The organism is Thermomonospora cellulosilytica (assembly GCF_014138835.1).
Lineage (GTDB): Bacteria > Actinomycetota > Actinomycetes > Streptosporangiales > Streptosporangiaceae > Thermomonospora > Thermomonospora amylolytica.
Window position 1 is genome coordinate 1,951,066 of the sequence record NZ_JACJII010000001.1, and the last position, 23,036, is coordinate 1,974,101.

23 protein-coding genes and 3 pseudogenes are annotated in these 23,036 nt (G+C 67.1%); 7 read left to right on the forward strand and 19 right to left on the reverse strand.

Going from position 1 to position 23,036, the window contains the following annotated elements; genetic code table 11:
* Window positions 1-123 precede the first annotated feature (123 nt).
* The 3 genes and pseudogenes from HNR21_RS36585 to HNR21_RS09410 form a co-directional block, all read left to right on the forward strand.
* A pseudogene (locus tag HNR21_RS36585) lies at window positions 124-286 on the forward strand (aldehyde dehydrogenase family protein); the annotation flags it as partial.
* A 39-nt stretch (window positions 287-325) separates the two neighbouring features.
* Complete coding sequence (locus HNR21_RS09405; RefSeq protein ID WP_312880948.1) at window positions 326-1,249, forward strand: aldehyde dehydrogenase family protein; 924 nt, start codon at window positions 326-328, stop codon at window positions 1,247-1,249.
* 23 nt (window positions 1,250-1,272) lie between these two features.
* A complete protein-coding gene (locus tag HNR21_RS09410; RefSeq protein WP_182704898.1) occupies window positions 1,273-1,482 on the forward strand; it encodes a hypothetical protein in 210 nt (69 codons plus the stop codon).
* A gap of 87 nt (window positions 1,483-1,569) precedes the next feature.
* Here the strand turns inward: HNR21_RS09410 and HNR21_RS34635 are convergent, their stop codons facing one another.
* From HNR21_RS34635 to HNR21_RS09430, 5 genes are all read right to left on the reverse strand, one after another.
* Window positions 1,570-1,737, reverse strand: a complete 168-nt coding sequence (locus HNR21_RS34635) for a hypothetical protein (protein WP_220500102.1) — start codon at window positions 1,735-1,737, stop codon at window positions 1,570-1,572.
* A gap of 42 nt (window positions 1,738-1,779) precedes the next feature.
* Window positions 1,780-2,355: an SDR family NAD(P)-dependent oxidoreductase gene (locus tag HNR21_RS34640; RefSeq protein ID WP_220500103.1), complete on the reverse strand. Its 576-nt coding sequence runs from the start codon at window positions 2,353-2,355 to the stop codon at window positions 1,780-1,782.
* Window positions 2,356-3,213: 858 nt separating this feature from the next.
* Entirely contained in the window at window positions 3,214-5,421 is a 2,208-nt protein-coding gene (locus HNR21_RS09420; RefSeq protein WP_182704899.1) for an ATP-binding protein, read from the reverse strand.
* Window positions 5,422-5,466: 45 nt separating this feature from the next.
* Window positions 5,467-6,591 (reverse strand): hypothetical protein, encoded by a 1,125-nt coding sequence (locus tag HNR21_RS09425; protein ID WP_182704900.1) that lies wholly within the window; start codon window positions 6,589-6,591, stop codon window positions 5,467-5,469.
* 119 nt (window positions 6,592-6,710) lie between these two features.
* Entirely contained in the window at window positions 6,711-7,841 is a 1,131-nt protein-coding gene (locus HNR21_RS09430; protein ID WP_220500104.1) for a hypothetical protein, read from the reverse strand.
* Between the two features lie 29 nt (window positions 7,842-7,870).
* On the opposite strand from HNR21_RS09430, the gene HNR21_RS09435 reads away from it, so the two are divergent.
* Together HNR21_RS09435 and HNR21_RS35120 are read left to right on the forward strand one after the other, a co-directional pair.
* A complete protein-coding gene (locus tag HNR21_RS09435; protein WP_182704901.1) occupies window positions 7,871-8,152 on the forward strand; it encodes a helix-turn-helix domain-containing protein in 282 nt (93 codons plus the stop codon).
* 377 nt (window positions 8,153-8,529) lie between these two features.
* Window positions 8,530-9,000, forward strand: coding sequence for an ATP-dependent nuclease (locus tag HNR21_RS35120; RefSeq protein ID WP_312880949.1), 471 nt, complete (start codon window positions 8,530-8,532; stop codon window positions 8,998-9,000).
* A 13-nt stretch (window positions 9,001-9,013) separates the two neighbouring features.
* Here the strand turns inward: HNR21_RS35120 and HNR21_RS35125 are convergent.
* Window positions 9,014-9,502: pseudogene (locus HNR21_RS35125) on the reverse strand (transposase family protein); the annotation flags it as partial.
* On the opposite strand from HNR21_RS35125, the gene HNR21_RS36590 reads away from it, so the two are divergent.
* Window positions 9,417-10,304: a transposase domain-containing protein gene (locus HNR21_RS36590; protein ID WP_376766578.1), complete on the forward strand. Its 888-nt coding sequence runs from the start codon at window positions 9,417-9,419 to the stop codon at window positions 10,302-10,304. The pseudogene HNR21_RS35125 and the gene HNR21_RS36590 overlap by 86 nt on opposite strands.
* A gap of 72 nt (window positions 10,305-10,376) precedes the next feature.
* On the opposite strand, the gene HNR21_RS09450 is transcribed toward HNR21_RS36590, so the two are convergent.
* From HNR21_RS09450 to HNR21_RS09485, 9 genes and pseudogenes are all read right to left on the reverse strand, one after another.
* Entirely contained in the window at window positions 10,377-11,633 is a 1,257-nt protein-coding gene (locus HNR21_RS09450; RefSeq protein WP_376766621.1) for an IS256 family transposase, read from the reverse strand.
* 50 nt (window positions 11,634-11,683) lie between these two features.
* Window positions 11,684-11,938, reverse strand: a complete 255-nt coding sequence (locus tag HNR21_RS09455; RefSeq protein ID WP_182704904.1) for a helix-turn-helix domain-containing protein — start codon at window positions 11,936-11,938, stop codon at window positions 11,684-11,686.
* Between the two features lie 426 nt (window positions 11,939-12,364).
* A pseudogene (locus HNR21_RS36745) lies at window positions 12,365-12,484 on the reverse strand (IS30 family transposase); the annotation flags it as partial.
* A gap of 210 nt (window positions 12,485-12,694) precedes the next feature.
* Window positions 12,695-13,834 carry a hypothetical protein gene (locus tag HNR21_RS09460; protein WP_182704905.1) on the reverse strand — a complete coding sequence of 380 codons (1,140 nt, stop codon included), beginning with the start codon at window positions 13,832-13,834 and terminating at the stop codon, window positions 12,695-12,697.
* Window positions 13,831-14,106, reverse strand: coding sequence for a helix-turn-helix domain-containing protein (locus HNR21_RS09465; RefSeq protein WP_182704906.1), 276 nt, complete (start codon window positions 14,104-14,106; stop codon window positions 13,831-13,833). Before HNR21_RS09465 ends, HNR21_RS09460 begins: the two co-directional genes overlap by 4 nt.
* Window positions 14,103-14,783 (reverse strand): hypothetical protein, encoded by a 681-nt coding sequence (locus tag HNR21_RS09470; RefSeq protein ID WP_182704907.1) that lies wholly within the window; start codon window positions 14,781-14,783, stop codon window positions 14,103-14,105. Before HNR21_RS09470 ends, HNR21_RS09465 begins: the two co-directional genes overlap by 4 nt.
* 41 nt (window positions 14,784-14,824) lie before the next feature.
* Window positions 14,825-16,687 carry a hypothetical protein gene (locus tag HNR21_RS09475; protein WP_182704908.1) on the reverse strand — a complete coding sequence of 621 codons (1,863 nt, stop codon included), beginning with the start codon at window positions 16,685-16,687 and terminating at the stop codon, window positions 14,825-14,827.
* On the reverse strand, window positions 16,680-17,405 hold the full coding sequence (locus tag HNR21_RS09480) for a nucleotidyl cyclase domain-containing protein (protein ID WP_182704909.1): 726 nt from the start codon (window positions 17,403-17,405) through the stop codon (window positions 16,680-16,682). The genes HNR21_RS09475 and HNR21_RS09480 overlap by 8 nt, the downstream gene beginning before the upstream one ends.
* Window positions 17,374-18,186, reverse strand: a complete 813-nt coding sequence (locus HNR21_RS09485) for a Crp/Fnr family transcriptional regulator (protein WP_246442051.1) — start codon at window positions 18,184-18,186, stop codon at window positions 17,374-17,376. The genes HNR21_RS09480 and HNR21_RS09485 overlap by 32 nt, the downstream gene beginning before the upstream one ends.
* A 223-nt stretch (window positions 18,187-18,409) precedes the next feature.
* Here HNR21_RS09485 and HNR21_RS36595 point away from each other — a divergent pair, with 223 nt between their 5' ends.
* The gene (locus tag HNR21_RS36595) at window positions 18,410-18,475 is read left to right on the forward strand and encodes a hypothetical protein (protein WP_182708564.1); all 66 of its coding nucleotides are present in this window, start codon (window positions 18,410-18,412) and stop codon (window positions 18,473-18,475) included.
* Window positions 18,476-19,332: 857 nt separating this feature from the next.
* Here HNR21_RS36595 and HNR21_RS09495 read toward each other — a convergent pair.
* The 4 genes from HNR21_RS09495 to HNR21_RS09515 all read right to left on the reverse strand — a co-directional run bounded on the left by HNR21_RS09495 (window position 19,333) and on the right by HNR21_RS09515 (window position 22,294).
* The gene (locus HNR21_RS09495; RefSeq protein WP_182704910.1) at window positions 19,333-19,698 is read right to left on the reverse strand and encodes a MazG C-terminal domain-containing protein; all 366 of its coding nucleotides are present in this window, start codon (window positions 19,696-19,698) and stop codon (window positions 19,333-19,335) included.
* Between the two features lie 250 nt (window positions 19,699-19,948).
* Window positions 19,949-20,611: a dTMP kinase gene (gene tmk, locus HNR21_RS09505; RefSeq protein ID WP_182704912.1), complete on the reverse strand. Its 663-nt coding sequence runs from the start codon at window positions 20,609-20,611 to the stop codon at window positions 19,949-19,951.
* On the reverse strand, window positions 20,592-21,194 hold the full coding sequence (locus HNR21_RS09510) for a 3'-5' exonuclease (RefSeq protein ID WP_220500105.1): 603 nt from the start codon (window positions 21,192-21,194) through the stop codon (window positions 20,592-20,594). The genes tmk and HNR21_RS09510 overlap by 20 nt, the downstream gene beginning before the upstream one ends.
* Complete coding sequence (locus HNR21_RS09515; protein WP_220500106.1) at window positions 21,191-22,294, reverse strand: hypothetical protein; 1,104 nt, start codon at window positions 22,292-22,294, stop codon at window positions 21,191-21,193. The genes HNR21_RS09510 and HNR21_RS09515 overlap by 4 nt, the downstream gene beginning before the upstream one ends.
* Window positions 22,295-23,036: the final 742 nt, after the last annotated feature.

Here is a 23,036-nt window from a genome sequence, read left to right on the forward strand (position 1 = left end):
CCCTCCGCCCACTTACGAAGGAGCGGCAGCATGTCCGCCCAGAACGTCACCAGCGCCGCCCCGCCGGTCGCCGACGAGGCCCGGCGCACCGTCCCCGAGTTCGTCCGCCCGGGCGATCGCCTCATGTGGATCGGTGGCCGCCAGGTGCCCGGCTCGTCCGGGGAGACGCTGGCGAACGTCGACCCCACCACCGAGGAGGAGCTCGCGAGCATCCAGCGCGGCACCGCCGAGGACGTCGACGCGGCCGTCCAGGCGGCGCGGCGGGCGTTCGCCGACCCGTCCTGGTCCGGCATCGCCCCCGACCGCCGCGGCCGGCAACACCGCGGTGCTCAAGCCGCCGGAGTGGGCGTCGCTGACCACGCTCCGCTTCGCGGAGCTGCTGGACCAGCGCACCGACCTGCCCACTGGCGTGGTGAACGTGGTCACCGGCACCGGAAGCGTGGTCGGCGAGGCACTGGTCCGCCACTCCGGAGTCGCCAAGATCGCCTTCACCGGCTCCACCCGGGTCGGCAGACACGTCCACGAGGTGGCGAGCGCCGACCTCAAACGACTCACCCTGGAGCTGGGCGGCAAGTCGCCCGTCGTCGTCTTCGCCGACGCCGACCTGGAGGCCACGGCGCACGGCGTCGCGGCCGCGCTCCTGGGCGGCAGCGGGCAGGCGTGCACCGCCGGCACGCGCATCCTCGTCCAGGAGAGCATCCGCGAGGAGTTCACCGAGCGCCTGACGGCGGCCATGGCCGCGTTCACGCTCGGGGACCCCTTCGACCCGGCGACGATGATGGGGCCGCTGGCCACACGCCGGCACTTCGAGCGCGTGATGGGCTACTTCGACATCGCCGCACAGGATGGGGCGCGCACCCGCACCGGCGGCACACGGTACGGCGACCGGGGCTACTTCGTGGCCCCGACCCTCCTGGACGAGGTCACCCCGGACATGCGGGTGGTGCGGGAGGAGATCTTCGGACCGGTCGGCGCCCTGATGAGCTTCGCCAACGCCGACGACGCGATCGCCAAGGCCAACCAGACCGAGTACGGCCTGGCGGCCTCGGTGTGGACGAAGGACCTCACCACAGCCCACCGAGTCGCCGACGGCATCGACGCGGGAACGGTCTGGGTCAACACCCACCACGAGATGACCACCGGGCCCATGCCGTTCGCCGGGTTCAAGCAGTCCGGCATCGGCGGTGAGGGCGGACCCGAGGTGATGGACGCCTTCACCAAGCACAAGGCGATCCTGGTCGCCCTCTGATCACGTACTCCGCCACCTGATCGGTGGACTGGTCGGAGGCCACGACCCTCGACGGATGGTTCCTTGAGAAGGAGGTACCGCTACCGGAGCGCCGGCTGCGCGGCTTCGCCGAGGTCCAGGTGATCGCGGCGGGCTTCGCGCTGCGCGCCGAAGTCCCGGCTGCAGAGGCGACCGCCTTCCTACGGACCCTCTCGCTGCCGGGCACGCGGTCCAATGCCCGCACGACGCGCTGACCGGTACCCGCAGGGCGCACACTGCGTCCGGCCACCAGCCCGGTGCCCGGTGCCGTGCGCTTGCCCGGCCGGTGTTCTTACGGCGGTTCAGGTGCGGTAGCGGCTGGCGAGGTTGGGGGATTGCCCGTTGAAGGCGGCGAGGCCCGCCTCGAAGGCGGCGCCGAGAAGGCTGGTGTCCTCGACGCCGGGAGCGGTGACGACTTCGCCGAGTTCCAGGCCGCGCAGGCTGGCGGTGACGACGTCGTCGGCGGTCATGCGTGGCACCGCGCTGAGGTCCATGCCCTGGCGGGTGTGGAACTAGGTGGCGACGACACCAGGAAGGAGCACCTGCACCCTGATCCCGGTGCCCTCCAGTTCGGCGCTGAGGGTCTGGGAGAAGGCGAGCAGGGCGGCCAAGGCGCCGGTGCAGACCGCGCGGCGTGGCATGACGGAGCTGGGGGCGGGGCCGCTGAAGGCGATCATGCCGACGACGTTGATGGTGCCGGTGCCGCGCATCCGCATGCCTCCGATCACGGCCCGGGTGAGCAGCGTCGGGGCGAGGATCTTGACGTGGACCAGTTCGGTGGCCTTGTCGGCGGGCAGGTCGGCCAGGGGCATGTAGTGCGCGACACCGGTGTTGTTGATCAGGACGTCCACGGGTTCGGCGGCGGCGATTTCCGCGATGGTGTCGATCCCGGCGGTGGTGGACAGGTCTGCGGTCACCAACCGCAACGGCGAGCCGATATCTCCAGGCCGGCTGACGCACATCTTCCAGCGGCTGATCGCCGAGCACGGGGTGCCGCCGGTCCGGCTGCACGACCTGCGCCATGGCGCGGCGACCCTCGCCTGGCGGCCGGGGCGGAGCCGAAGGTGGTGCAGGAGATGCTCGGGCATTCCAGCATCGTGCTGACCGCCGACACCTGCACCTCCGTCCTATCGGAGGTCGCGCACACCGCCGCGGAGAAGACCGCCGCGCACCTCCTGCAGGCCGCGGGCGTGATGCCCGGCACCACCCGGCACCGAGGGCGTGGTCCGGCCCGGGCGCCGGCGCCTGGCGGCGAGCCGCACCCGGGCGGGGCTGGTGCGGCACCGGTCGAGCAGGCCGCGTCCCGAACCGGTACGGCCGCGCACGCGGGCCCAGCGTGCCGTCCGGGTACGTGTCACCCCGGCGGCTTCTGCGGCGTCATTGAGAGCATCCGCTCCCTGCCCTTGCCCGTCGACCTGCGAGAGGACTAACCACATACCGAACACGCGTCGAGCTGCGAGGAGCTCGACACGGGAATGCGGCCTTGCCACCGTCAGGATCGGGCAGGCACCGGGCGCTGGGCCTGGCCTGCGTGATATCCGTGGCCCCAGGTCGGCCCCAGGCATGATCGCCGACGGCCGTGGCCGGGGGTGTTCGCCCAGGTCAGGTGTGGTGGGTCGCGTGGGACTCGAACCCACAACCTACGGATTAAAAGCCACCCCCACCCGTACCGCCCCGTGCCACCCCGGCCCGGAAAGTGCCGCTCCGTCCACATCGGCACCACCCGCCATGCCACCCGATGCCGCCCCGTGCCAACCCCTACCGAAACCACCGAGCGAACAACGAGCGAACACATTCCCCGTACGGGCGGGCTGGATGGTCGGCGGGCCAGCGCACCCGCCGGGGCGATGCTGACGAGTTGGACCGCTCACCTGTCTACACCCCAGGCATCGCTTCACTGGTTTTGCTCGGCGCGCCGGGAGGTACGCCTGTCCTGAGACTCCTTGTTAGAAGGGAGGAGGCTCCTCTATATCCTGTGCGGCTTCAGGTGAAATTTTGCTCGGGTCCTTGGTCGAGTCCGGCGCTGTTTCCGGTGTGAGCTCCTTAAGTATGACAAAGGTTGTGGGCTTTCCTTTATCATCACGGCGAACCGTGTCCCACCTGTCTGGGTACAGCTCGTCTAGTGCTCTTGGGACAAGGTTGTACCCCCAATCCCAGTCGGCATTTGTGCGCGCGGCGTGCTCGGGTGCTTTTTCCTTGAGGATGTGGACGATGTGAGACCATTTGATGCCGCGTGTGCTCTTGATTAGATCATGGAATATGGGTGTGTTGTCGAGGTGCAGGATAGCGATGGCGCCCTCGTCTGCTGCTATCTCCGTATCGTTGGCATCTGTGGTGTCGTCGGCGTGGCGGGCAGCAAGGACAGCGGCGGCTTCGCGCGCCTCGTGGCGTCGCGCATCGACATTGGCGCGCGCCCGGGCTGCGAAGTGATCGGGAGCCGGTTGATCGTAGTTGGGATCAGCTCTCTCGTAAGCACCCTCGAAGCTCAGGATGCGTACCGAGATGGGGTAGGGGCGAGAGGCTTGGTCGGTGCCGGGTGCGCTGGACCAGTAGATGCCATTGCCGACGAGGGGCTCGTTGAGCAGAGTAGCCAAAAGATCATCGGAGAAGTGGGCGTTGGCCTTCTTAAGAGAGACCAGGTCGCCCTGCGACAGCAGGTGAAAGACGAAGAAGTTGTCGCCCTGGCTGAGGAGTTCATGGGGGAGGCTGCCGGGCTGCTGGGTGATCAGCAGGGCACCAAGGTCGTACTTGCGGCCTTCCTTGACCCAGGAGACGAAGGGGCCGTCCTCGCTCTGGTTGGATCCACCGAGGACGGACTGGGCCTCTTCGATGACAGCGATAGTGGGGATGGACTTCGGGTCGGCCTCGGTGAACTGGTTCTGGTTGTGCTCGAAGATGTCACCGAGGATCACGCCGGCCAGTTGCAGCCCTTGAGCACCGCGCATCTGCGAGATGTCGACCACGCACAACTTTCCCTGGCTCAGGCAGTCCTTCAGGGCGCTCAGGAGCTGACTGTTAGGGTCGTGGAGGGCATTGATCACGCGCGTCATGTTGCTGATCGCAGCGTTGATCTCGACCTCTGACATTCCCTTGTTTTCGAAGATCTTCTGGACCTCGGCGGCGTCCGTGCTGCCCTTGTGGCGGTAAATCAGGTCGACGAGCTGACCCCACCGGGGCAGATCTAGGGCCTTGAGCTTGACGACGTTTTGGTGATCCTGCCTTTCCGGGGGTAGTGCGATACCGAGCACGCGCGCCGGGCTCAGCTCCTTGATGTTGAGCTTGACTCCGTTGACGACGAAGGAGTCGTAGAAGTCGCTGGGTCCCTTGCGGTTGGTGAAAACGACGAGCTTGTCGCGCAGGTGCGGTACGTCGCACAGAGCGGGGCGGCCCTTGAAGTCGGGCCAGAAATACTCGCCGTCCGGATCGAAGATCACCGTGCCGACCGGTACATCGCCTCTGAGTCGTGGAACGGTGGGTTGCTTCTCATAAAGAGCTGAGAACAGCAGTTTGACCAGGTTGGACTTGCCGAAGCCAGCGCGAGCAAAGACGAAGCTGCGGCGGGCGATGAGCTTCTCGATCTGGAAGGTCGGCATGATCGTCGGGTGCTGGATCCGCATCCAGGATGTGTTGTCGCCGACGCGCTTGTCGTTGCCTGCGTAGACGAACTCGCCGAAGGCGAGGTAGCCGATCGGAACCGCGCCGTCGGCGGTGTCCTTGGCGTTGACGACTTCGGCGAGCAGGTCTTCGGACAGGAGCGCGACCTGGGCGCCGACCTGTGGGAGGCGACGGTGGCTGGGAACGAAGATATGCTTGTCACCGTCTTGGCGGAGCACGCCGAGGATACGGATGTCGACTTTGTACTTCAGGTAGCGTTCCCGGAGCTCGTCAGGGATGGGCCGTTGGTCGCGCACCGCGCGGGTAGCGTAGTCCTCTCCGATGGGGGAGACCAGACGTCCTTGAGAGGCGATAGTGGTGATCCGACCGAGAATCGCCTCTCGTTCATGTTCGAGCTGGACGAGGACGAACTGACCGTGCATGGCCGTGGTTTGGAAGTCGTCGTGATGCGGCAGGACCAGGTCAGCATGGAACTCCATGCCGCTTTCAGAGAAGCCGCGGAAGGTGCCGACGACTTTGTCGCGCTCGAACAGGCTCATGGGGGATGTTGCTCCACAGGACGCAGGGGCCAGAGTTGAGAGTTGCTACTCGTAGCGGCGGGCGGCCACGTCGGATGCCAGCCGCAGGGCGTCGATGATCGGGGCCTTGTCGTCGCCGACCTGGTCACGGATGGCGTCGACGAGCTGGTCTTCGATGATGTCTAGATCCAGGTCGGCGACCCGGGAGAAGCTGTCGGCCTGCTGGATGCAGTTAGGGTAGAACGGGATAGGAAAACCGGCCACTGCGTCGGCCTGCAGGTAGCCGAAGATCGCCTGTGCTTCTTTGTCCTGGTAGGACATCAGGTCGACGGTCCAGATGGGGTCGCCGGAGTGCGGGCCGAAGCGGACGAAGTACATCGCACCAAAGTTGAACTTCGGCTTCTCGCCGGGAGAGTCGTCACGCGCGTCGCGGGTGTACTCGTCCCACCGGTAGGCCTCATCGAGCATCTCGGTGGGGACCTTGGCGAAGCAGGGGGTGCCGTTGTCGAACACCCCGGACAGTGAGATCGCCAGCCGGTAGTACTCCAGGACCTCGGTCTTCTTCGCCAGCCCTACCAGCCAGACCTTGCGCCGGTCACGGCGCCAGATCCGCTCGATGGCCTCGTACATCTGCTCGCCCATCTGCACGAACAGGTCACCGTGGAAGATCTTGCTGCGCAGCAGGCCGTCACGGACGATCAGGGTGTCGACCGCGTAGTCGCGATGGCAGACCAGGTCGTACAGCGTGGCCCACTCGCAGAGGTCGCGGAAGACCAGGACCCAGCTGGGAGACTTGCCGGACATCATCGGCGACAAGTCCTTGAGTGTCCCGACGCCCAGTCCCTTCATCATCTTGCCCAGAGCGGTACGCGGGCTGCCGTCCTCGTGGAACTGGCGCCGGCCCAGGGCCTCGATGTCAGAGATCGGAGAGACCACCTCCAGGCACAGCTCCTTGCCGTTGGAGTCCACGACGCGGACGATCTGCAGGTAGAAGGGGTTGAAGGCGACCTTGTTGTTGCCGCCATCGGAGGCCATCAGCGCGACCGACGTCGCCGCGCGCGGCTTGATGACCTTGACCCCGGAGCCGATGGCGCGGGCCTGCTCGACCAGCTTGTCCAGCTCCGCGCGGCCAGCTTCGACCTGATCGCCGATTAGCTCCTTGAGCTGCTTGATCTGGTCCGCGTCGAACATGCCTCTCCCCGCACCACATCCGGGCTGTCACAGGTGAGTGGTCTACTCATCTAGCCTCAGCATGGCACGGGTCTCTGACAACCCGTTACAGAATTCCGGGAAGTAATCGGGTTGCACGATCAGCGAGGCAGTCCGATCAGCTCGGCCACGACGTCGATCTCATCGACGGCGGAACCAGCCTTGCCGAACTGTTCTGCCTGCCGGGTGCGCTTGGGTGGGGTCCCGGCCTGCCGTACTTCCTTGACGATCCATCCGGCCTTCGCCTCCTTCAAGGAGGTCAACAGGAGCTTCTCCGGATCGGTGCGGGCCGAGGGTAGGGCACCGAAACGAATCGCAAGCCGGGCTCCCCGGCGACAGCGGCGGGCGGTGGCGGCCCACACCTCCGCCAAGGCCTGGATGAATGCCTCCTGGTTCGGCTGGCGGGCGATCTGGCCCTGCGTGCCGTAGGGGACATCCGCAGGCCCGCCAAGGAACCATGAACGCAACCACTGATCGGCGACGTAGGTGCGCATGCCGTAGTACGGCGGCGAGGTGACCACCAGGTCGAAGCGTTGCCGCAGGCTGTTGAGGGTCTCCACAGAGTCGCCTAGGTAGACCCTGCCGCCGTGAGGGAGTGGAGCTGCATCCAGCAGGCGCTTCGCGCGGCGCTCGATCACCTCAAGAGCAGGAACGCGCACCGGCTCCATGCCATGCTTCTTCCAGAACTTCACCGCGTAGGCGGGCTTGGAAGCATACGTACGCGGCATCTGGTTCGACAGGTACGACGGCAGGTTCTTGTTACGCGGACCGTGCAGGATGCCCAGCAGGATCGCCCGCAACATCGCCGCCGTCGGCGTGGTCATCCCTAGTAGGGCCTCGCGCAGCGTCACCAGCTCGCGCAATGTTTCGCGCTCGTAGCACCACTGCCAGAACTCGCCCTCGGGTACCTCGCCCTGCATGCCGCCACCGAGGATCTGGCGAGCGAGACGGACCACGGCTCCGGGCGTGACCCGAATGAGTTTAGCCTGCGCAATGGCGACAGCCACGGGGTTGATATCGATCCCCACGGAAGGTAGTTCGGCCAGCCGGGCCGCGTACAAGGTAGTGCCCCGTCCGCAGAACGGGTCCAGCACTCGTGTTGTCTCGGGGTGGGCGGCAAGCTGCTGGAGCGGGAAGTCCAGTGGAAACATTGTGTAGTACGGGCAGACGGCATTCAGTCGCAGCGCATCTTCAGGCCATCTAGGGGAAGGGAGCGCCGCTGTCACCGTCATGGGTGTAACTATACAGGTATGATTACACCATGCCACGTAGGAGGCTTGATTCCGCTGCCCAGCGCCGCGGGCAGCGGCTTGCCTCCCGCCTGACCCAGGCCCGCCATGCTTCCGGGCGATCGGCCGAGGCCGTCGCCCGCAGCGCAGGAATCTCCGTGGAGACTGTGCGCAGCATAGAGAAGGGGCGCACCTCCACACCGGAGTTCTTCACCGTTGCTGCCCTGGCCACCGAGCTGGGTCTGTCGCTTGACGAGCTATACATCCTCGTGCGTGAGCCCACCTGCACTGATCCCGACACAGGGCATGATTGAGCCCATTCCATTTTCCTGTGACGGTTTGAAGACGTTGTTCGAGGTGGGTGGCGGGCCTGGGCGGGGTCGTTGTCAGCAAGGGCGATCATGGCGATGCCTGCGATGATGATGACGTCGGCGAGTTCCTTCTGGGCGTCGTCATGGGTGCTGCGGACGCTCTTGCGAGGGTTCTGGCCGATGAAGCACCTCAGGTTGGGTGGAGCCTCCACAGACCTGAGTGCTCCAGTTGGATGCCGAACCGAGTTCGGCGAGAGTATATCGCGGTAGGTTGCCCCGCGGGTGAAGTTCCAGGTGGTGGCGTACTTCGGCCAGGTTGCGATTTCCGGTTGCGCTGGGGTGGGTGTGACCGGTGGGGTTCGTGGGTGCGGATACAACGGGTGAGGATCCAGAACTATCGGTGTCTGCGGGATGTGGACATCCGTTTCGATGCCATCACGACCTTCATCGGGCCGAACGGGGTCGGCAAGTCGGCCGTCCTACGTGCCCTGGACTGGTTCTTCAACGGCACGGCGCAGACGCTCACCGAGGAGGATGTGTGGGCGGGCGCTGAACGTAAGCAGATCAGCGTCGAGGTCGAGTTCTGTGACCTCACTGACCTGGACCGGACGGCGCTGGGCAAGTATGCAGCCGGGGATGTGGAGACCGTCCGGCTGTGGCGCCGCTGGGAGGACGGGACGGCGAAGCTGTCGGGTCATGCGCTGGCCTACCCGGCGTTCGAGGAGGTGCGGCGGCTGGAAAAGGCCGGCGAGCGGACCAAGCGGTACCGGACGCTTTGCTCGGAGTACCCCGAGCTTGGGTTGCCCACCGTCCGCAGCGCGGCGGAGGCCGAGGAGGCGATGAGACCGTGAGGATCGCTTGGATGACGATGGTGATCCGCTCCGGTGAGCAGCGGGCTCTGCGAAGGATCTGCCAGCGCTTGAGCGTGGCGGCGGCCTGCTCGCCGACGGCGCGGATACGGACGTGGTGCCGGTTGAACAGCCTCTTACGCCGGCCCAGCTTGCGGTGCTTGCGTCGCTTGAACGGCGTGCCGATGGAGTCGCCGGCGCCGCAGTACGCCTTGTCGGCGTAACAGGCGATCGCCCGGCTGGTGAGCGCGTCGATGATGCCGTGCATGCGGGCCGCGGTCAGGTCATGAACCGAACCGGGCAGGACCGGCGAGGCCCACAGCAATCGTCCGTGTGGATCGGTCAGGAACTGGACGTTCACGCCGTGCCGGTGATGCTTTCCGCAACGCCAGTAAGTTAGGCCGGTTTGCTGGTTTGACGTGGCAACGAGGCCTCTGGGACGACTGGTTTCGACCAAGAGAACCGTCGTCTTCGGGGAGGCCTCGTTGCCTGTCCATGCTCGCATCGCGGGGGAGGCCGCTGCCAGCCCGTCTGCGGCCGGGCTCCGTGGCCATCTGCTGGATCGGCTCACTCTGGGAGCCGTCACCGAGCTCATACCGCCCTGGGTGGTCGATGAGGTGATCAGCGGATGCGGACGCGGCGACAAGCGTGTGCGGGTCCTGCCCGCGCGGGTCACGTTCTACTTCGTCCTGGCGCTGTGGCTGTGTCCTGGCGCCGGATACGGCGAGGTGCTGCGCGTGCTGTTCGAGCAGTTCCACCACCAGGTCGGTGCCGGGCGGATACGCGTCCCGACCGGGCCGGCGGCGGTACAGGCTCGGCGCAGGCTTGGCCGAGAGCCTGTCAAGGTGTTGTTCCGCAGGCTATGCGGTGCTCATGCCGGCCGGGACGAGCCGGGAATGAGCGCGTTCGGGTGCCGGCTGGCCCTGCTGAAAGTCGCGGTGGACGGCACGACACTGGACGTGCCCGACACCGTGGCCAACCGGACCGCCTTCGGATCGGCGCCGGGCCGCAGCAGCACGCGAGCACCCTGCATCCCAACCCGTCGACCCCGACCGGATCTCCTTCACCATCACCCTGCGAGCGCTCACGCGAACCATCGGTCGCACCGTCCCCTGCGGCCTGTCCGCAGCCCTCAGCGAGATCTGGACCAGCCCCCAGTTCATCCGGCGCTCCCGAGCAAAGACCCGCGAACGCAAAGGCACCCTGGCCTACAACCGCGCCATCCGGAAAACACCGCTGAGCAAGGTCACCTACACGATCACCATCCAACCACCCCACACAAGCGAGCCATAACTTACTGGCGGTGATGCTTTCCGGAGTAGTACAGCCGGTCGTTCGCGGGTCTGTCCAGTTAACGGTGTAACTGGATCTTGTTCGGGTTAGTTTCGGGCTGCGGCCAGGCGGCCTTCGAAGGCGATGTCGAAGGCGTTCAGGGCGGGCTTCCAGCGCTTCATCCAGCGTCGGCGGCCGGTGCCGGTGGGGTCCAGGCTCATGATGGCCAGGTAGACGCACTTGAGGGCGGCCTGCTCGTTGGGGAAGTGCCCGCGGGCCTTGACCGCGCGGCGGATGCGGGCGTTCACCGACTCGATCGCGTTGGTGGAGCACACCACCGTGCGGATTTCGGGGTCGAACTGCAGGAACGGCACGAACTCGGCCCAGGCGTTCTCCCACAGCCGCACGATCGCCGGGTACTTGCTCCCCCATTCCTCGGCGAACTCCAGCCATCGTTCGGTCGCCGCCGACTCGGTCGGCGCGGTGTAGACCGGCTTGAGCGCCCTGGCGATGGCGTCCCAGTCCTGGCGTCCCGCATAGCGGAAGGAGTTGCGCAGCAGGTGGACGATACAGGTCTGCACCAGCGCCTGGGGCCACACGTGCGCGACCGCATCCGGCAGGCCGCTCAGCCCGTCGCAGACCACCATGCACGCGTCGGCCACCCCCCGGTTGCGCAGCTCGGTGAGGACCTGCAGCCAGTACTTGGCGCCCTCTCCGCCGCCGTCGCCGGCCCACAGACCCAGGATGTCGCGGGTGCCGTCGACGGTGACCGCCAGCGCCACGTAGATCGGACGGTTGGCGACCTGGCCGTCGCGGATCTTGACCTGGATGGCGTCCAGGAAGATCACCGGGTAGACCGGGTCCAGCGGCCGGTTCTGCCACTCGGTCATGCCGTCGATGACCTTGTCGGTGATGGTGGAGATGGTCTGCTTGGACACGCTGGCGCCATAGACCTCGGCCAGGTGGGCGGAGATCTCGCCGTGGGTGAGGCCCTTGGCGCTCAGCGACAGCACCATCTCGTCCACCCCGCTCAGGCGGCGCTGCCGTTTGCGGACGATCTTCGGTTCGAACGTGCCCTCACGGTCGCGGGGAACGTCGATCTCGACCGGGCCGACCTCGGTGGTGACGGTCTTGGTCCGGTGGCCGTTGCGAAAGTTGGCGCCGGCCACGGCGGCCCGTTCGTGTTTGTCGTAGCCGAGGTGGTCGGTGATCTCGCCCTCGAGCGCGGACTCCAGCACCCGCTTGGTCAGCTGCTGCAGCAGCCCACCCTCACCGGTCAGATCCAGCCCTTGCCCGCGGGCTTGGGCCACCAGCTGACCGATCAGGTCCTGGTCGACCCCGGCCGGCTCGTCGGACTTGGCCACTGCGGCGTCCGCCTTCGCTTCAGTTGTCGTCATCAGGTGTCACTCCTTGATCAGGAGTTACACCGAAAACCGTACAGTCCCTCGTTCGCCCCCGACGGCCGGTCGATCGGCGCGAGGGTCCCGTCCAAGGTCACATACGCCATGCGCTGCGCGATCCGCAGCGCCTGCCGCAGGTCGGGTACCAGTTCGGCGAGCAGGCCGATCACCTCGGTGACATAGCGGTGGGCGGTCGTCACCCCGATCCCGAAGGCGGCGGCCATGGCGGGGAAGGTCTCGTTGCGGCGCAGGTGCACCAGGACCAGCAAGGCCTCTGGCGGCCGGGCGGCAGCACCCGCCACCGCGAGCCGATCCGGCGGCGGTGCTCGCGGATGAGATCGCCCACGAAGGTGCGGGCCCGGGGCGACAGATCCAGGGCAGCGCGATAGAACAACACCAGAAGCTCCTGGCAGGGCGGTCGTTTTGGTCGACTCCGCATCTACCGGGAGCTTCACTACTTCGTGATCAGGTCGCTCATCCCGCAACCACCCTGTGACCAGCACGATCAGGATGGAAAGGGCTCACGGGTGATGCCCAGCATGGTGGGGGCCGCCGACGCCTTCCAGTCGGCAGTAACGCAGGATCTTTCAGCTCTTCATCCGGGCACCCAAGTGGTGCTCGACGCGGGCGTGCACCTTGAGGAGCGGGGGCGTTGTGCTCCTCCTTCCGGGCCGGGAGTCCGGTCTAACCCTTTCGCGGTCAGCGGCGTCGGCCAGCCGTTCGCTGATCATCGCCATCAGGGTGGCGTAGCGCGGCTTGCGCTGCTGGACCGAGCGACGTGGCTTGCGCATGGCCCGGCCTGTGCGCAGCGCACGAGCTCAACTCACGGGGTTCCCCGGGTCCAGGGCTGCTTGCCCAACCTGTGGTCCGCACCCACACTCAGCCTGCAGAAAAGGGCTCAGGATGCCGTGGTGGAGTTGCAGTCGTTGGTGCTTCTTGGTGCACGCCGCAGTCGAGGAGCGCGTCCGGGCCTCCGGACACGCTCCTCGTGCTCCCTCGAGATTGTTGCTGGATGGGCATTGCGCCTAGATGTTCGGATCCGTACGTTCAAGGTCGGCCAGGAGGGATCGGGCGATGGTGGCCCACTCGCTGATGCAGGCGGTCGCCGTGACCATCCGCCCGACGGCCGAGGAGATCTTCGAGAGAGGCTTGCTGAGCTGACGACTGAGGCCTTTCAGCGAGTCGGCAGCGGAGGCCAGCTCCAAGAGGCCGGCGATGCCTTCTTCCGCCGACTCCTCCAGGTCGATGAGGGTGTTGAGGAACCCCTCAGTGTCTTCGGGACGCGCATCGTGAGGCATGGATTTGACATAGGCAAGAACATTGCGGATGCTGGAGTCGGTCGCCCGCATTCGCTCGATGAAGCGTGTCGCGCTCGCGTCGAGATCGTCCGCAGGGCCGCTGATGGCGGTCGCATATCGTAGGATGACGGCGAGCCGTGCGCTCATCGGGAGTTCCTCGCGGGCGACTCGCTCGACGTCGGGAGTGAAGGCCTCGGTCGTTTCCCCGATGGCCTCGATCGAGGATCGAACCTCCGCCATGTCCTCGACCATCGCGGCCGCTTCGCTCTCAATTTGGGCGAAGTCGTCAAGAAGGCCGGATTCCTCCTCATTTTCGGCGGACACGGGGGCGGGGACCTCGACCACGCCGTGCAGGATGCGGGCCGGAGTGAGGACGTCGAAACCGTCTCGGACGCCGGCCTCCAGCGTCCTGCGGAGTTCTTCGCGTGCCTTGATCAGGCCGTGCGGGCTGCGGCTGAACCTGATGGTTCGGACCTTCGCGAGGTAGAAGGGGAGTGTCCCGCACTCGCTGAGCTGTATCGTAGGCTTCCCTGTGCCCTGCCGAAGTGCGAGTTCCCAGATCACGTTGGGATTGAGGCCGCTGAGGTCGGCAATGACAAGATCTGATTCCTTGACCTGGCGGCAGATCTGGTCGGCGATCTCGCCGGTGCTCGGGAGTTCGTCGGCCCGCATGGGAGTGATGCCGAGTTCCAGGCAGGCGGCCTGAGCGATGTTCTCATAGACCTGGAGTGCCTGCTCGTAGACCATCCGCTCAGGGGTGCCGGGATCGGCGAAAGCGTCACCGTGTGGGCCGATCACGAAACACGACCTGATGCCACCCGGCTCTTCCGGTGGTGTTCCGGTGATGGGGATGTTCGTGACGGTCATTGCTCCTCCTCAATCGTCTGGGCATGAACGACGCCCGACTCGATGTCCTCGGCGAGGACGGGTACTTCTTCGACCCCGAGCGCCTCCATAAGAAGTGCTGTGGGAATGCGGTAGTGATGGCCGACGCGAAGTACCGTGCAGGGGAACGCGCCGGAGCGGATCAGCCGGTAGGCGGTGGCGGGACAGATCCCGAGGGCCTTGGCAGCGGTACGAAGGTCGAGTACCAGCGGAAGTCCAAAGACCTCAGCGAACGTGAGCGGTGTCTTCGTCATCGGGCCGCTCCGGCGGGGCGGAGGTTCAGGGTTCCAGCCGGAAGGTCGTCGGATGGCCGCCGTGCCCGGAGGACGACGTCGGCCAAGCCCATCCGGTGAGCGAGCGTCCCGAGGCGTTCTCCTTCGAGCTGAGCGGGGGTGGCAACGAAACGAAGCGATGCCGACAGGCGGTCTGGTCTCGGGGGCGGGGTGAACTCCAGCTCCCAACCGCCCTCGGAGTACAGATCCAGCTCGTCGAGGGCAATGAGAACTGACGGATCACCGGTTGGCCGTTCACGTGCATGGGCACGGGCGAGGCACCAGGCGCTTTTCGACGCCGCCTTGAGGAGGGTTTCACCCGCGTCTGGCCGGCTGGGATCAGCGGTTCGCAGGTTCTCCAGGAACGCGGTGATGAACTCGGCCTCGATGTCTTCGTAGTCTTCGAAAAGACGCCCGGTGATCATGGACAGGGTGCGGCTCATCCAAGACTGGGCCAGCCAGAGGGCGAACAGCCCGCTCGTTTCTTCGTCCGGCTCGCCACGCTGGGCCGCCAGTATCGCGGACCGCCAGACCGCCTCGCGCGGTCCGGAGCCTCTTACCGCTTCCCGCGCCTCCCCAGGGGAGAGCAGGATTGTGTCGGAGCCTGTGTCGACCGGCAGACCAGGATGGTTCTCCTGGTCGAGACGGGCGGCGATCATCTGGGACAGGACGCCCCGTGTACGCGGTGTCATCGTTCTCCTCAGGTGTGCCGGTCAAGGACCGTGAGGAACTGCCGGACGTGTGGATGCCGGTCCTCGCGCGCAGCCGTCAGGACGGCCTGGAACGCCTTGTCACCGCCCGGATCGAAGACCGCGAACCGCCGCCAGGCGAGCATCGGGTCGCGGAGGGCGGCGCCCGATCTGCGAGAGCGCAGGGTTCGGCGGATCAGGACGACCACCGAACCGATCTCGGTCTCCTCCTTGGCGCACTCGTGGAACCACGAGAGGTGCTTGGCAAGGAGTCTTGGGAAGATCGCTGTCGCGTACCGCGCCTCGGCCGCACCGGATTCGGTCCAGATTCGCAGTTCCCTCAGGACGGCCGGCCGATCGCCTTGGTGGAAGATGCTCATCAGCGCGTCTTGGACGGCTTTGGCGACGTGTGGATGGTGATCGTCATCCAGGCTTCTGATGAGTCTGACGATCAGGTTCATCGCGGGCTTGAGAGGGGATGCTCTGAAGCCTCCGCCGCAGGCCAGCGCGGTCACGTATCGAAGGCGTTCGTCGGATCCGGACGCCCAGCCGCCGAGCCGTGCGGCGGTCTCGTCTGCGTAGCGCGATTCGGCCATGATCGTCCGCAGGGCCGTCGCGGCGACCCTTGGCCCGGCATGTCCGCGGGAGACTGCGCTGGCCCGGATGTGGGTCAGCCGGGTGGGCTGTGGGTGAGCCGCAGCCGACAACGCCAGCGCCCGACCTGCGGGCTCGATCAGTTCTGTCTCGTTGACGCTCTGGAGCCACCGGGCGAGAGCCCTGGAATGCGGACCCCTCCAGGCCGACCGGAGGATCGCCCCCGCCCAGTGGTAGCGGGCGAAGACCATCCTTATCGGCGGGTCGCCGTGCCCGTGCCGGACGGTCTCGACACGCACACCAGCCGGGCGAAGAAGGTCCGCAGGAAACCGGTACTCCTGCTGGGCCGGTCCAGCTTCGGTAAGCCGCGCCAGGCGTCCGGCCTGCTCCGCCACGGTGTCCGGAGGCCAACCAGCGAAGACGGCCGCGGAGATCAGGGCACAGCGGAGACCATGGTCGCCGAACCAGTCCGGCAGGAGGGTGCTGATCTCCCTGTCCGCCTTCTCTTCGAGGACTGCCCGGATCAGCGTCGTCCTGTTTCCGCGGGTGTTGTGCGCGGTGTCCATGACGGCCTCCAGTACGTCCATCACGTCCTGGGGGGACCCATCGCGCGAGAGCACCGCCCCGGCAAATCCCTTGGGCAGGCCCCGCATCGTCTTCCGCCGCTCCTCTTCGTCTGGGACAGCCGCCTTGAGACGCGCGGCGAAGACATGCTCGGCTGACGGCGGGACGCAGCGTACAAGCGCGGTACCGAGGGTCTCCGCAATCCGCGCATCGATGTGCGGTCCTTCGGGCAGAACAACGGCCATGACCGCTCCCGCGTCCAGCAGCCGCGCTCTGAGTGACGCGAGGGTCGAGGCGGAACGCACGAGCGTGCTGGGTAGTCCGTCGATCAGATAGCCGTGGACCTCGCCGGGCTCGGGGACCCAGGCGGTGAAGTCGAGGTCGGCGTCCACGCGGTGGATGACGGCGCCGCAGCCGCGGGACCCGCGAAGGAGATTCAACGCCATGGTCCGCCGTCCTGTACCGCGCTCCCCGGACAGGAACACGATCCCTTCGCGGAGCCTTCGTCTCGCCTCGCGTATCCCACTCGGAGGGACGAAGCCTCGTGAGGCCTCGGTGAGGACGGCGTCGGGCAGCCTCACCCCGGGTTTTGCGACTGGCCGATCCGAGAGCGGCCCGGAGGTAGTGGCCCAGTACTGGTCCTTGACCACGCCGTTGTTCAAATTGTGGGCGACGTTGATGACCAGGACCGGCTCCTTCGGCACACCGTCATACATCTCGGCCTCGGAAGATCTGGTCGCCGTGGATGACTCCGGTGTTGAGGTTGCCCTGCCGCACCCGGTTGACCGTCCGGGCCTGCCGGATCAGACGGGTAGCGGGCTCGGCGGCAATCTGGTCGGGCCGCACGGACGGAGTGGGAACGTGGAGGTAGGCTGGCCGGTGGAATTGCTTCGCCGTCGCCTCCACCCGGGTGAATTGGCTGGGCCGCAGGGACGTCCGGCCGCCTTCGACGCAATACTCGAAGGCCTCGGACGACAGGAGGAGCGCTACGAAGGTGACGTCGGGATCGCTGTTGGACAGGGCGGCGCGCAGCGAGTCACTGTCGAGCAACCGGGAGACGTCGATCGTCGCCTTGGAGATACCCGGTGCCTGCGTGCGCCGGTCGTCCACTGGACCCACGTGCACCGCGACCCGGACTCGGAGGCGAACGCCCTTCGCCCGCAGCCGTGGAGCAAGGGCGGCGAGGGCGTTCTGGAGGCAGGACGCGAACGGAGCGACGAGCCGTGGAAGGGCCGTCAGGGGCAGGATCACGAGGACGCCGTCCCCGGTGCTCTCCTTGAAGGTCGCCGAGGCCCACGCCTCGGCGAGCCCGGAGGCCATGCAGGTATGGCCGATGGTTTCCTGAATGTCGAGATGAAGATCGGGCAGTGCCGCGTCGCTGTGGGTGCTGAACCCCTCGGCGTCAACGGCGAGCAGGGCCTTGTAGTCCTCCACGCTGGTGCCTTCCGCTGGATCGGCTGGACACGTCCAGCTTGCGAGGCGACGGCCTGCGGGAATGTCTGGAATCAGACGTTGGAGCGTTAAATCCGGCCAGCGAGCAGAGCAGGGACATATCGGTGATCACGACGCGTCGGCGGCCCGTCAAGAGAACGCCACGCTCACGGAGCCGAGCGAGCTCAGCGGCGGTCACGCTCCTGGAAAGACCCACGGCCTGACCGATCTCCTCCTGGCTGAGATGCAGTTCGAACCGGCCGCCCGGGCCCGGGTAGGCCAGCCGGAGCAGTGCGTGGATGACTCGACCGCTTGCAGGTAGCGTCGCCATCTCGGCTCTCCGCACATCGCCTTCCGCGAACCGTCGCAGCGTTTGCTGGAACAACTCGGACGTCACGCCAGGCGCGGACATGAGCGCGAGGAAGCGCTCGGCAGGCAGTACACGGGTATGGCAGGGGACGAGTGCGATGACTGTTGCCGAGCGAGGGCGTTCGGTGACGACGCCCATCGCGCCGAGCGTTTCTCCTGGCCCACGGACCGCGGCCACGAAGATCTCACCGTCCGGGAGATGGACGACCACTTTGACGCGGCCAGCGAGCAACTGCACGACATGGGTGGGCGGCTCGCCCTGCCGCATAATCTGATGCCCAGCGGGGTAGCGTCGTTCCGAACCATGGACGGCCAAGCGCTCCCAGAACTTCGTTGGTATCTCCATTCCTCCGTTATCACACAAGGCGGGGACGGACGTCTTCCGATCATCGGGGAAACTTATCTGCGCTGCCATGTCGTCAATACTGGACGTGACCGCGCGAAGCCGCTCGGCTACTGGCCCGCCTCGACACCAGGGATGGCGTCCCCTGTCACGCGTGGCAGACCCGAGCGGTTGGTGGGGAGCCGTCAACGGGGACGGGTAGGCCATCACACAGATCGACGACGGTCAACCCGCCGACCCGGAGCTGGGGAAGTACTCCATCAACAGCGCCAGCCAGCCCAGCCTGGTCTTGCGCATGCTGGAAGAGCTCCAGGTCGAGCTGGGTATGTGGGTGCTGGAGATCGGCACGGGCACTGGCTGAAACGCCGCCCTGCCGGCCGCCCGTCTCCGTGCCGGCAACGTCACCACGATCGAGGTCGATCCTGAGCTTGCGGCCGTGCGCGGTGTCCTGCACGACGAGGGCTTCCCGGTGCAGGTGATCGCCGGAGACGGCGCCGACGGGCGCTCTCTATGACCGGATGATCGCCACGGCCGCTGTGCAGCGCATCCCCAAGGCGTGGGTCGAGCAGATGCGGCCAGACGGGCTCATTCTCACCCGTTCGGCAATCCGTACCACAACGACGCGCTTCTGCGGCTGACCGTGCACGGTGACGGGTCGGCGTCCGGCCGGTTCGTCGTGCAGGCCGCGTTTATGTGGATGCATCGCGACCGGGTCTTGCTCGGAAGGCTCGGCGACTACGTCCACCCCGGCGATGCCCCGACCTATCCACCACGAACCTCGACCCCGCGAGATGTTCGGCCACCCCAAAGCGGACTTGGCGATCGGCGTTCAGGTCCCGGCAGCGTTCTGGCATCGGCTCGGTGCTCTTGACAACTGCGGGGAGTTCATCATCTGGCCCCGGCATACCGGAGACGGCGGACGGTCGTGGTCCAGCGTCGACTACGAAGGCCACAGCACCCACCGTGTGGAGCAGCACGGGCCACAGCGGCTCTGGGATGAGGTGGAAGCCGCTTATCGGCGGTGGTGCGAGCGCGACCGTCCCGGCATCACCCGCCATGGCCTGACCGTCACCCCGACGGGGAGCATCGGATCTGGATGGATTCCGCCGACGGTCCCGCTTGGACGACGTTGCCCGGCAACGTCGGCTTGGCCTCCTGACGTAGGAGCACGGACGCCCCGCCGGTTTCGGGCTGGCGAAGCGTCCGTGTCTGGTGCGGCTATCGGCCGAGAAACCCTCTCCCGGGTGGTCCAGGTGTAGCAGTGGATGTCTTGACGACGATGGCCCGGCCGCCGTCCTCGATGTGGTCGATGCGGGGGTTCGAGCGGCGGCGCAGTCCGGCCAGGGAACGGAACACCGGTGACCAGCCGAGGCAGACGGCGTGGGCGAGGTGGAGGGCGTCGTGCCAGCGGTAGCCGGTCTCGGACCAGCCGCGGTCGGTGAGCGGGTCACCGACTCTGGTTCCGTTGACGGTGAGGTGGACGGTCTGCCCGTAGGGGCCGGGTTCGGTGGTGAACTCGGCGTGCCAGCGGCGGGGGAGCCGTTCGCCTGGTGGGAAGCGGTCGTCGAAGCGCATCATCGGCATCCGGGGGACTTGATGATCAGGGGCGCGGGTTCAGTTGGGTCTGCGGTCGCGTGCTGTGGCGGCCAGCGGCTTTTCCCGTAGGGAGATGCCGTCGGCGGCGGTGAGTTCCAGGTGCCGCCCGCGTACGGCTGTCCAGGGCGTGCGGAGTGTGCCGGGCAGGATGGCCCAGTGGGGGAACTCGCGGCGGAGGCGGGCCAGGAAGTCGTCCTGCCCGCAGGGGCGGCCGGGGTTCGTTCGGCGGGGCGGTGGGTCACCAGGGCTGGGCATGGCGGGCCTTGTCGGCGGGGACGGCGAAGAAGTCGTGCAGCCGGTCGCGGATCTGCGCCGCGGCCTGCTCGGGGGTGCGGGTGCTGACGTCGAGTCGGAGCACGTCGTATCCGGCGTGGACGAGCCGGTCGAACGCCTGCCGGTAGAAGTGGGCCTCGGCGTGGCTGGATCCGGGGGCGGTCTGGAACCGGTTGCGCGGGCCACGGTCGCCCAGCCGCTGGGCGATGACGGCGGGGTCGGCCTCCAGGAGCACGGCCAGGTCGGGACGGTCGGCGGCCGAGTTGAGCGCCCACAGGAATGCCGGGTCCACGCCGTCGAAGCGTTGCATGACCAGGCCGGAGGGCACGTACCGGTCGCAGAGCACGATCTTGCCCGCGTCCAGGTGCGGGCGGATCTCGGTTTCTATGTGGTGGTAGCGGTCGGCGGAGTACAGGCAGGCCAGGGCCGGGCCGGTGACGGTATCGGTGAGTTCGCGGGCGAGCCTGCCGATCGCCGTGTTGGACGGCTCGGCGGTGGTGTGGACGTGCTCGCCGTCTGCGATGAGGAACTGCTCCAAGTGGGCGACGATCGTGGACTTCCCGGCGCCGGACGGGCCGTCCACGGAGATGAACAGGCCGCGCTGGCGGTCAGAAAAGGGATGGGGCATCGGTGTCCCTGGAAGGGCGGTTCAGCAGGTTGGACAGGGTGAGCTCCTGGGCGAGGACCGTCAGCAACCGCGCGCACATCAGCGCGTCGTAGCCCGCGCGGTGGGCCGTCTGCTCCGGCAGGTCGTCCTCGTCGCCGGCCAGGCCGAAGTGTTCGATGAGGCGGCCGAGCCTGTAGGACGGAAGGCCGGGGGCGAGGCGGCGGGCGAGCCTGAGCGTGTCGATGACGTGCTCGGGCGTGTACGCCAGCTCCCGGGTGATGACCGAGAGGTCGACGGGCGCGTTGTGGGCGACGAGCACCGCTCCGGTGAGGGCCGAGCGGATCTCGTGGGCGACCGCCGAGACCGGGGGCCGGTCGGCGACGTCAGCGTTGCTGATCTTGTGGATGCGCCGGGCCATCGGGGTGATGGGACGCGGGGGGCGGACCAGCCACTGGCGGGCCGTCCCGATCCTCCCCTCCCAGATCGGGACGAGCGCCAGCTCGACCAGGTCCGGTGGCTGCTGGCCGTTGCCCTCCACGTCCACGACGGCGTATCGGTACCGCTGCCAGGAGGCCGTCAGGTCCATGCCGGGTCGGGTCGTCATGCGCGGGTTTCCTGTTCATCAGGCTCGGACATCCAGCCGATCCGGGCTCGCCCGTGCCGGCGGTGCAGGTGCGGGTGACCGGCGTCGTGGATCTGGAAGCCGAAGCGGTGCTGGAGGTAGTAGCGCGGCTGCTCGTCCGGCAGCCCGTCCACGATCGCGGCCCGGTCGGTGACGTCCAGGATCCGCAGGCCGTTCGCCTCGGGCAACGACGCGGCGGCCTGCCGCAGCTGCGTGTCGGTCGGGACGCGGTGGGCTCGGGTGCACCGGCCGAGCTGGACGGCCGGGCAGATGTCGCACAGTTCCCGGATGCCGTAGTGGCCGTTGTAGTCGGGCAGGCCGTGCGCGTAGGAGACGGCGCAGGACGTTTTGCGGAACAGCGGGGGCGAGCCGGGCGGGCGTTGCGCGAACGCCGCCAGCACCCGCTGTTCCAGCGTCTCGGGAACGATCTTGCGGCGGGCGGTGCCCTGGTACGGCTCGGGGAGCCCGTGCGCCCGGTAGTACTCGGCGATCTCGTCCCGGTAGAACAGGCCGGTGAACACGGCGGCGTCGGCGTGGCGGGACAGGTCCGCCGCCCGCGCGAGCATCTCGGGGGTGTCGTTGAGGCCGGGGACCAGCGGACGCCAGTAGAACACCGTCCGGTACCGCCGGGCGCCCTCCTCGCCACCGCCGTACTCGGTGGCCAGACGCATCGACCGGGCCGCCACCGCGCTGGGGTAGGGCTCGATGCGCGGGTCCTCGATGCCCGAATAGGTGAACAGGACCGTCACCTTGAGGCCGGCCAGCCGGTTGAGACGTTCGCAGTCGGCCCGGTGCACCACCGCACGGGTGATCACGAGCACGTGGTTGGTGAGGCCGCGGCCGTCCAGGTCCTCCAGCACCGCGAACAGGTGCTCCCGGACCCTGGGCAGGAACGGGTCGGTGGCCCGGTTGAAGATCTGCAGGGGCGTGTGGTGCGGCCGGAAGTACCGGTGGGCGACGAGCTGCCGGACGGCCTGGGCGTCCGACATCAGCGCCACCGGCCTGGCGGCGTCCCACAACCCGTAGGTGTGGCGGATGCAGTACGCACAGCCCAGCGGGCAGCCCTGCACGACCGAAACCACCGAGCGAACAACGAGCGAACACGGCCGCCACGCATGGGGGTTCATGACGGTGGGGCGACCCCACCCAACCGCACATGGACCACCCACCCCATCGGCGACGTCCACCGCATCCCGATAGGCGGCTAGACGCCACGCACCTAACCGAACACTGACAGCAACAAGGCCCAGCGTCCCACCAACACGCTAGGCCTTCGCTCTGCCTGGGTTCGAATCCTCAACGGACCAAATCAGATGGTTGCTGCATCCTTCACGGCTATCACCCGTTGCGAACTAGTGATCATCATCTGCTTCAACGTTCATGGGGTGTGTGGCGGCCGACTGTCTCGCTCGTGCGGGGCATCAGCTCTGGGCATGCCAGTCCGGGTAGTCCTTTGGGTTGTCCCCACGCGAGGAGAGCGCGACGATTGGGTCCGCGGTGGTGACCATTATCTGAGCAGCCATCGAACGCGACCCTCCCATGCTGAGGTGCGCTACATGATGGGTGCTTCCAACTCAGCGTTCTGCGCTCAGCCGTCCGCCTGCCAGACCGGACGAGAGAACAGGCATAGTTCGCTGTTTGGCAGTGCCACCCAAGCTCCTATTTTCCGGACTCAATAACATAAATCGGGATCATCGTCCAGGTAAGGAGGGGTCAGGCATCGTCCCGGTGCCTGCACGGTGTGAGCGGTGCAGGCGGGCAGCCAGAGTAGTGGTGATCAGAACAGCGGCGGCCACGGCGGAGAAGCGAGTCGATTCTGTGGCC

Coding starts and splice junctions, on each gene's coding strand:
- HNR21_RS34635 (WP_220500102.1), bottom strand. CDS start 1,737: ATGACCGCCGACGACGTCGTCACCGCCAGCCTGCGCGGCCTGGAACTC.
- HNR21_RS09495 (WP_182704910.1), bottom strand. CDS start 19,698: ATGCCGATGATGCGCTTCGACGACCGCTTCCCACCAGGCGAACGGCTC.
- HNR21_RS09465 (WP_182704906.1), bottom strand. CDS start 14,106: ATGACGAAGACACCGCTCACGTTCGCTGAGGTCTTTGGACTTCCGCTG.
- HNR21_RS09460 (WP_182704905.1), bottom strand. CDS start 13,834: ATGACCGTCACGAACATCCCCATCACCGGAACACCACCGGAAGAGCCG.
- HNR21_RS09430 (WP_220500104.1), bottom strand. CDS start 7,841: ATGACGGTGACAGCGGCGCTCCCTTCCCCTAGATGGCCTGAAGATGCG.
- tmk (WP_182704912.1), bottom strand. CDS start 20,611: ATGCCCCATCCCTTTTCTGACCGCCAGCGCGGCCTGTTCATCTCCGTG.
- HNR21_RS09470 (WP_182704907.1), bottom strand. CDS start 14,783: ATGATCGCCGCCCGTCTCGACCAGGAGAACCATCCTGGTCTGCCGGTC.
- HNR21_RS09425 (WP_182704900.1), bottom strand. CDS start 6,591: ATGTTCGACGCGGACCAGATCAAGCAGCTCAAGGAGCTAATCGGCGAT.
- HNR21_RS09475 (WP_182704908.1), bottom strand. CDS start 16,687: ATGTATGACGGTGTGCCGAAGGAGCCGGTCCTGGTCATCAACGTCGCC.
- HNR21_RS09510 (WP_220500105.1), bottom strand. CDS start 21,194: ATGACGACCCGACCCGGCATGGACCTGACGGCCTCCTGGCAGCGGTAC.
- HNR21_RS09435 (WP_182704901.1), top strand. CDS start 7,871: ATGCCACGTAGGAGGCTTGATTCCGCTGCCCAGCGCCGCGGGCAGCGG.
- HNR21_RS09420 (WP_182704899.1), bottom strand. CDS start 5,421: ATGAGCCTGTTCGAGCGCGACAAAGTCGTCGGCACCTTCCGCGGCTTC.
- HNR21_RS09485 (WP_246442051.1), bottom strand. CDS start 18,186: ATGGCAGCGCAGATAAGTTTCCCCGATGATCGGAAGACGTCCGTCCCC.
- HNR21_RS34640 (WP_220500103.1), bottom strand. CDS start 2,355: ATGCCCGAGCATCTCCTGCACCACCTTCGGCTCCGCCCCGGCCGCCAG.